General features: G+C 61.0%; 6 protein-coding genes and 1 pseudogene. 3 read left to right on the top strand and 4 right to left on the bottom strand.

All coding sequences use genetic code 11. The features are described from left to right. Window positions 1–182: 182 nt before the first annotated feature. The 3 genes and pseudogenes from HHL26_RS20185 to HHL26_RS20175 form a co-directional block, all read left to right on the top strand. Window positions 183–1,109, top strand: a pseudogene (locus HHL26_RS20185) (DUF4158 domain-containing protein); the annotation flags it as partial. Between the two features lie 84 nt (window positions 1,110–1,193). Next, window positions 1,194–2,365, top strand: a protein-coding gene (locus HHL26_RS20180) for an IS3 family transposase (protein WP_100239906.1) whose coding sequence is annotated in 2 segments (ribosomal slippage) — window positions 1,194–1,458 and window positions 1,458–2,365 — 1,173 coding nt in all. Because the reading frame shifts where the segments join, the coding sequence is not laid out codon by codon here. Window positions 2,366–2,968: 603 nt separating this feature from the next. Then, on the top strand, window positions 2,969–3,532 hold the full coding sequence (locus HHL26_RS20175) for a hypothetical protein (protein ID WP_169576672.1): 564 nt from the start codon (window positions 2,969–2,971) through the stop codon (window positions 3,530–3,532). 347 nt (window positions 3,533–3,879) lie between these two features. Here HHL26_RS20175 and HHL26_RS20165 read toward each other — a convergent pair whose 3' ends face one another. From HHL26_RS20165 to HHL26_RS20150, 4 genes are all read right to left on the bottom strand, one after another. Next, window positions 3,880–4,854 carry a rod shape-determining protein gene (locus HHL26_RS20165; protein ID WP_240962539.1) on the bottom strand — a complete coding sequence of 325 codons (975 nt, stop codon included), beginning with the start codon at window positions 4,852–4,854 and terminating at the stop codon, window positions 3,880–3,882. A 259-nt stretch (window positions 4,855–5,113) separates the two neighbouring features. Continuing rightward, window positions 5,114–6,361: a Glu/Leu/Phe/Val dehydrogenase gene (locus HHL26_RS20160; RefSeq protein ID WP_240962538.1), complete on the bottom strand. Its 1,248-nt coding sequence runs from the start codon at window positions 6,359–6,361 to the stop codon at window positions 5,114–5,116. A gap of 23 nt (window positions 6,362–6,384) precedes the next feature. Next, window positions 6,385–6,810 (bottom strand): nucleoside diphosphate kinase regulator, encoded by a 426-nt coding sequence (rnk, locus tag HHL26_RS20155; RefSeq protein ID WP_169576668.1) that lies wholly within the window; start codon window positions 6,808–6,810, stop codon window positions 6,385–6,387. 368 nt (window positions 6,811–7,178) lie between these two features. Next, complete coding sequence (locus HHL26_RS20150; protein WP_169576667.1) at window positions 7,179–7,742, bottom strand: hypothetical protein; 564 nt, start codon at window positions 7,740–7,742, stop codon at window positions 7,179–7,181. Window positions 7,743–7,744 lie beyond the last annotated feature (2 nt).

The following is a 7,744-nucleotide window of genomic DNA, read 5'->3' as shown; positions in this document are numbered from 1 at the left end:
TTCGTGGTCCAGCACCATGCGGACGGCCCGCTCACGAACCTCCGGTGCAAACTTGTTCGTCGTCTTGCTCATCGTAGACCCTTCCTCTCAGGAGTTAGGGCCTCCGGCAATCCCGGGGCGGTTCAAACCAGCATCGCAATCAAGCTATCTCAAACATTGAGTCGGAAAGAAAAGGAACATGCATGCCCCGTCGCGTGACCCTGACCGATCGCCAGCGCGACGCGCTACTCCGTTTGCCGGTCGATCAGGGCGAGTTGCTGCGTCATTACACCCTCAGCGATGAGGATCTCGGGCATATCCGGCAGCGTCGTCGCGACCACAACCGTTTCGGCTTCGCACTGCAACTGTGCGTGCTACGCTTTCCCGGTCGGGTGCTGGCACCGGGCGAAGTGATCCCGGCGCCAGTGACAGATTTTATCGCAGCCCAACTCGGGCTGAGTGGCGATGATCTGCTGCCCTATGCCACGCGCGAGGAAACGCGGCACGAGCATCTGGCAGACCTGCGCAGAATCTATGGCTACCGGGCCTTTTCAGGTCGCGGCGCGCGGGATCTGCGTGAATGGATCGCGCGAGAGGCCGAGACGGCAACATCGAACGAGGATCTCGCCCGCCGCTTTGTCGTGGAATGCCGCCGCACCCGCACGATTCTTCCGGCGCCCTCAACGTTCGAGCGGCTGTGCGCCGACGCATTGGTCGATGCCGAGCGCCGCATTGAGGAGCGTATCGCTGGACGGATCTCGCCCGCCCTCGGCGAGCAATTGGCTTGCCTGCTGGAGGATACGGTGGACGGCCGTATTACCCGGTTTGTCTGGCTGCGGCAATTTGAGGTGGGCGCGAACTCCGCCGCTGCCAACCGGCTGATGGATCGACTGGAATATCTCCAGGACGTCGATCTTCCCGCAGACCTCGTGTCCGGTGTGCCGCCGCACAGAGTGGCCCGGTTGCGCCGGCAGGGCGAGCGCTATTATGCAGATGGTATGCGCGACCTGCCCGAAGAAAGGCGGCTAGCGATCCTCGCGGTGTGTGCGCTGGAATGGCGGGCATCGCTGGCCGATGTCGTCGTGGAAACCCATGACCGCATCGTCGGTCGCCTCTATCGAGCGTCCGAGCGCCTTTGCAGCACCAGGATTGAGGTGGTGCCGGAAATTCGGACAGGGTGCTAAGCTCATCCCGACCTGAAGGAATGGACGGGAATGAAGACGACGAGAAAGCGCTACAGAGCCGAGTTCAAGGCGAAGGTGGCGATGGAAGCGATCCGTGGCGATCTGACGCTGGCGGAACTGGCAGCGAAGCATGGCATCCACCACACGATGATCGGGGCATGGAAGCGCCACGCGATGGATGGGATGGCCAGCCTATTCGATAATGGCGATCAGAGCTCGAAGGCTGCTAGTGAGGCGGAAATCGAGAAGTTGCACGCCAAGATCGGGCAATTGCTGGTGGAACGCGATTTTTTGGCGAAAGCCTCCGGTCGATGAGCGTGGCCTGGAGGCGATCGAAGATCGAGCCGGCACACCAGCACCTGTCGATCGCGATGCAGTGCCGGCTGCTGTCGATCAGCCGGTCGTCCTACTACTACACGCCGGTGCCGGAAACCGACGAGACGCTGGCGCTGATGACGGTGATCGACGAGACGTTCATGGAATGTCCGTGGTACGGCAGCCGTCAGATGGCGCGGCATTTGCGGCGTCTGGGTCATGCGATCGGCCGCCGCCGGGTCCGGCGGCTGATGGCGGTGATGGGGCTGACGGCAATTTACCAGCGTCCTCGCACAAGCGATCCGCATCCCGAGCATCGGATTTATCCCTATCTGCTGCGCAATCTGGAAATCACGCGCCCCAACCAGGTCTGGTGCGCGGACGTGACCTATCTGCCCATGCGCCGGGGTTTCCTCTATCTGGTCGCCATCATGGACTGGGCGAGCCGCAAGGTGCTGGCCTGGCGGCTATCGAACACCATGGACGCGGGCTTTTGCGTCGAGGCCCTGGAGGATGCGCTGGCCCGTTTCGGCAAACCCGAGATCTTTAATACCGATCAGGGCAGCCAGTTCACCAGCAATGCCTTCACCGGTGTGCTGCGCGCAGCCGAGATCAAGATCAGTATGGACGGCCGGGGGCGCTGGATGGACAATGTCTTCATCGAGCGGCTCTGGCGGTCTGTGAAGTATGAATGCGTCTATCTGCACGCCTTCGAGACCGGATCTGAACTGCGTGCCGGCCTTGGCCGATGGTTCGCCTATTATGACAGCCATCGTCCTCATTCACGCCTTGCAGGGAAAACCCCTGCCGAGGCATATGGGCAAATCGGCGCTTCAAATCCTGGGGGGCATGCCCCCCAGGATTTGATCACTCAAATGGCGGCATGAACGACAACCGGGATGAGCTTAATTTAGCCGCCAACCTGTCCAAGAAGGCGAGGCCACCTCACAAGGGACAGGAGTGGCCCCGGTCGTGCCCGCGAAGGCGGGCACCGGCCGGGGCTCAGGAGCCCGCGACGATGCTGCCGGCGTGAAGCTCACGAGAGCGTCGGGAAGAAAAGCTGCTCATAACAAGAAGATCGGTATTCCAGCGGGGTTAGTCAAGATCAAGGCGATGGATTGACATCGAGCCCATTTGGTCCATCTTGAGTGGTGATATGTCTGATGTCGTGTCCATTGGGCGCTTGACGCACCACGCAGGCCGCCAGCTCCGAGGCTAGCCTCCCCGAGTCCATCGAAGGGCTCGGGGTCATCACCCTTCCCATAGGTCGAGGAAGGCGGCGGCGATCGCCGCCTTGGAGCATGACATGAAGAAGAATCGAAAAGACGTGGCGTCCGCGAAAGACGAGGCGCGTACCGGTACGACGCAGACTGCGGACGCGAGGGTCGTTGTGCCCTTCGCGTCCCAGCGCAAGCCAGCTCCGCCTATCCCGGGTGAGGAGGACCCTGAGCCGCCGTCGGCGGCGTGAAGCGCTGGCTTGGGTCCATCCAATGGAGAAGAAATTGTCGAATAATAGCGTATGTCAGGCCGGCCTTTTAGTCAGCTTGATAGAGCGGGCCGCGCGGCGGGCATATGAGGTGCTGCGCCTGCCCTCCGGCATCCTGATCGCAAAGCGCGTTGAAGATGATGGCTTGAGTCGGATCGAAAGACTTGAGTTATCGCCACAGGCCGATGACCAGTTACTTGCACTTGCCTTCCGCCGGGCAGGTCGGCTCGGCGGAACAGACCTGCGGGAAGATCTGATCCAGGTCTTTGAGTCCGGTCTTTCGCGCTTTACGGTTGAAGCCCAACGTCGCACTGTCATGGCGGACCTACCGGGTTCGGGATTGCCTATGGCCGCTGCGGCGCGAGCCGTCGATGCATTGGTCGAAGCCGAGAATCTGTCAGGCATGCGCGACCGATCCGCGTTCTTCCGCGCCTATGCGAACCTCTATGCCGATCTGTGGTGCGATCCGCGGATAGGGGCTCCGATTTCGGTTCGCCGCATCATGGTGACGATGGTCACTCGGCTCCATCAATTGGCCTGCGGCGAGGCATCGCTGGAGGGCAGATGAGCCATGCCCGAAACCAGGACGCCGTTTCTTTGGTGGCCCTTCACCCTTGATGAAATCCTAGGATGGGTGGTCATCTTGGCAGTCGCCATGCTCTACGCAGTGACGTTCGCGCTCACTCGGCCGGCCAAGCGGCGCTGGTGGACGACGGCCGTTGTAACTCTTGCGCTCATGGCGGGACTGATCTGGATCAGTCCGCATGCATAGCCGAGACATTGGGTTCTGAATCCCTTTTCGGGTATGACGAGGGGGTGCTTGACCTTTTCCGAAGGATCGAGCGGCGGCTAAGCGTCCGCGTCCTGGTGCCATCGGGATTAAAGCCACTCGATCAGTCGCACCGCATCAGCAAATCAGCCCACCAATAATGCCTGGAGCCCCCGCGCGACACAGTAGCGGGAATCGTCGGCGATCATGACATCAAGCCCTGTTGCCTTGGCCAACATCGTCGAAAGCAATGGAAATGGCGCACTTCCGCCGGTCAGAATGATACCGCGCTCCAAAATGTCGTGACTCAGCTCAGGAGGCGTCTCGTTCAATGTGTCAACCACTGCTTCGACGATCACGGTAAAATGCTTCACCAGGACATCGTCGAAAGCTTGCCGCGGCAAGGTCAAGACGGTTGGCAATCCCGCCTCAATACTGCGGCCGCGCACTTGAATGTCGCAGTTCGCACCAGATCCGGTCACGGGTTCGTCCGCGAGTTCGAGTTTGAGTTTGAGTCTCTCGGCCGATTGCTCTCCGATCAAGAATTTATGGCGGAAATGCAGGAAATCTGCCAGAGACTGGTCAAGGCTGTTTCCGCCGACCCGCACCGTTCGGCTGACGCACACACCGCCCAGGGAGATGACCACGACCTCGGTCGTTCCCGCCCCGCACTCCACCAGCATGCAGCCCGTCGCCTCCATGATGGGAAGCCCTGCACCGATCGCCGCAACGACCGGTTCGCTGACCAGCTGAACAGCCCCGAGGTTCGCGTCACGCGCAGCGGTGATAAGTGCGCGCCGTTCGGCCTGAGTAGCATCGGCCGGGACACCAATGAGCGTTGATTGGGCCGATATACGCCCGCGAACACCCACACATTCACCAGCATAGCGTAGCAGAGCCCGCGCCGCGGCGAGATCTTGCAGAACGCCACGACGGAGGGGCCTGCCGATCCGCAGCTTTGGCGGCGTACGGTCTGCCATCGGCAACGCGTTGGCGCCCGCTGCGACCAATGCAGCGTTATAATCATCCGCGTCAAAGCAGCAGATCGACGGCTCGTCGAACAGAATACCGCCCTCGGATGAAATGACGCGCAGATTCGCTGTGCCGACGTCAAATGCCAAGCGTGGCGCACTTCTCCAAGAAAACAAACTTATCATTCCCCGTGCCTAGCCCACTCCGGTTATATTGTCTGCTTCGGTCAGCAGAGAGTCGCTTGGCGGCCACGCATGCACCGCTAAACGCTGCCGCGCAAAATCGAACAACGTCAATTGCGCCGAAACTCCGTCCGATACTCAGAGCCTCAGTTCATGTGTGGCGAATGCGGACGGTAGCGGCCATCTTGAACGGACGCGTTGAAAGCGACCGCCGGGAGGCGGCGCATCACGACGTAAAGAACTGCTGTGTCCCATGCGCTTCAATTGCCTCGGCAAGCCGCTGCAAGGCATGGACATAGGCCGCGCTGCGCATGCCGATGCTAAGAGACGCCGCGAGCTCCCAAATGGCGCGTCCTTCGGCTTCCATGCTTGCCTTCAAGCGGTCATGGATTTCGGAGACGGTCCAGTAATAGCCTTGGCGATTTTGGACCCATTCGAAATAGGAAACGGTCACCCCGCCTGCATTTGCCAGAATATCCGGCAGGACAATGACGTTCTTGGCCGACAGGATGTCATCCGCCTCTGGGGTCAAGGGGCCGTTGGCAAGCTCGAGAACCACTTTCGCGCGAACATCATCGGCATTGTCGCGGTGGATGAGGTTCTCCAACGCCGCAGGGACCAGGATGTCGCAGTCGATGCCGCCGATCGCATGGGGATCGAGCGCGGTGATGCCGTTGCTGCCGGCGAGGCCCTGCAGACCGCCGGTCCGTTTCGCTTCCAACAGCGCGTTGATATCGAGTCCGTCCGACGCGCCGACCGCCGCTCGCGAGTCGGAAACGGCGATGATCTTGTAGCCGGCCGCGTTCAGCAGGCGCGCCATGTGGCTGCCCGCATTGCCAAAACCCTGAATGGCGACGCGCGAGCCTGGTCCCACCCCGAGCTCGGTCTCCAGGTGGCGCAGCAGATAAAAGCCCCCACGCGCCGTCGCATCGTCGCGGCCAAGCGACCCACCGAGCGCGATCGGCTTGCCGGTGATAACCGCCGGGGTTACCCTGCCGACTATCGTGGCATATTCGTCGGCCATCCATCCCATGATCATCGAATTGGTATAGACGTCGGGCGCCGGAATATCGCGATCCGGACCGACAATGCCGGCAAAGGCCTGGATATAGGCGCGCGACAATCGCTCCATTTCGGCTTTCGAGAGGCGGTGAGGATCGACCTGGACCGCGCCCTTGCCGCCGCCGAACGGGAGATTCATGACGGCACATTTGAACGTCATCCAAAACGCCAATGTCTCGACTTCATCGATCGTTGCATCGGGATGGAAACGAATCCCGCCCTTGGTCGGTCCGCGCGTGTCGTCATAGCGGCAACGCCAGGCCATGAAGGATTTGCGCGAGCCGTCATCCATGCGGATCATCAAGCGCGTTTTGGTCGTTTCGCGCGGATATTTGAGCTTCTCGAGCACGTCCTGGTCAAGTTGCAAATGGCGTGCGGCATCATCCAGACGTGTCAACGCCTGCTCGAGCATCGAGGATATCATGGCTGCGTCTCTCAAGCTGTCGGTACTGGCGCCAGGCCATGCTGGGTGACCTTGACGATGGTCAGCTTGCGCTCATTGCCTTCGCGATCGGGCCACACAATCGACTGGCCTTCGCGCAGGCCGATGAGCCCCGCGCCTATCGGCGTGAGAATGGATATGCGTCCCGCCGAGATATCGGCCTCGCGCGGATAGACGAGTTGTACGGTCCGCGTCGTCCCGCTCGCGGCATCGCTAAACTCAACCGTCGAGAGCATCGCGACTACGTCGCGGGGCAAACGGTCCGCCTTGTGAATAGTCGCGCGCGAGATCTCGCCGATGAGCAGCTCGCTGACCTGGGGGAGGCGCTCTTCGACGCTATAGGCAAGATTGGTGAGTGCGTCCGCTTCACTATCGATCAAATGGATGGACGGCCTGCGGGCCGCGCTTGTCGTCTTCATGGTGCTGGCCTTCTCGGAATCGAGGAACGCGCAGCCGCCTGGCCGCACGCATTATAGGATCGAGAGTGTGCCCCGAGCTCGGGGCGTGCCGCACCGGAACCCGGGGCTATTTGCCCGCGAGAAGTTGGCCCGCATGGTGGCGGAAGCGCAAAAGAGCAATCCGTAGGTGCATCGTTAGATGATGTCGTCTTCCCCACGCGAAGTCAATGCAGGCGGTCGCCCTGGGGACCCTAACGCGTCGAACGACGAGGCTTTACGTCACAATTCATGGTGTTCGCGCTCATCTTCAGCCGCTCGATCCTGGAGCAAAATGCGTCCTAATACCAAAGCGCAGGCGACCAGCAGGACGCAGAGAGTTGAACTATTGATCATCCGTCCTGCTCCTGTTTCAGCGCCGAACGCGGCCCCATGCCCAAGGTGGCGCGAGCGGCACGGAGCATATCGCGGTAAAGCTGCGTGCCGCTCTGCCGACGGATCTCGTGCTCGGGAAACGCTTCGCGCATAATCCGCTTGGCGACCGATTTGACCTCGCGGGCACTGGGGCGCTTGGCTTCGCCCATGCACGCGATGAGCACAGGGTATTTCCGACGAAGCGGACTAGACGACATGATCTTCTCCTCTCTGGCCGAGTCTGGACTTTTCTGCCGATCTGCCGATCGATCACGCCCGACCGGTCCCGGCGTTGGCGCGTCGCGACCCACGAAAAGCAGAGCGATAGCGGCAACGCCGGCGAAGACGATGGCGGTTCGCACCAACTCGCTGTTCTGGAAACTTTTCGGGAACAGCAAAAGCAGCACGATCACGACGGTGAGCGCCCCCCATTGGGGATGCCGCACCAGGCGGAACAGCGTCCAACCGGTCCAACAGATCGCAACGGCTGCTGCGATACTACCTATAACCAGACCAAGAGACCCAAGGAGGATGCTCAACATAA

It is taken from the genome of Sphingobium sp. TB-6 (assembly GCF_012927365.1).
GTDB lineage: Bacteria > Pseudomonadota > Alphaproteobacteria > Sphingomonadales > Sphingomonadaceae > Sphingobium.
This window is presented reverse-complemented; position numbering and strand designations above follow the sequence as displayed.

Bases quoted from the DNA above. Each gene is read 5' to 3' on its own strand.
- HHL26_RS20175 (WP_169576672.1), top strand. From the start codon at position 2,969: ATGGAGAAGAAATTGTCGAATAATAGCGTATGTCAGGCCGGCCTTTTA.
- HHL26_RS20160 (WP_240962538.1), bottom strand. From the start codon at position 6,361: ATGCTCGAGCAGGCGTTGACACGTCTGGATGATGCCGCACGCCATTTG.
- rnk (WP_169576668.1), bottom strand. From the start codon at position 6,810: ATGAAGACGACAAGCGCGGCCCGCAGGCCGTCCATCCATTTGATCGAT.
- HHL26_RS20150 (WP_169576667.1), bottom strand. From the start codon at position 7,742: ATGTTGAGCATCCTCCTTGGGTCTCTTGGTCTGGTTATAGGTAGTATC.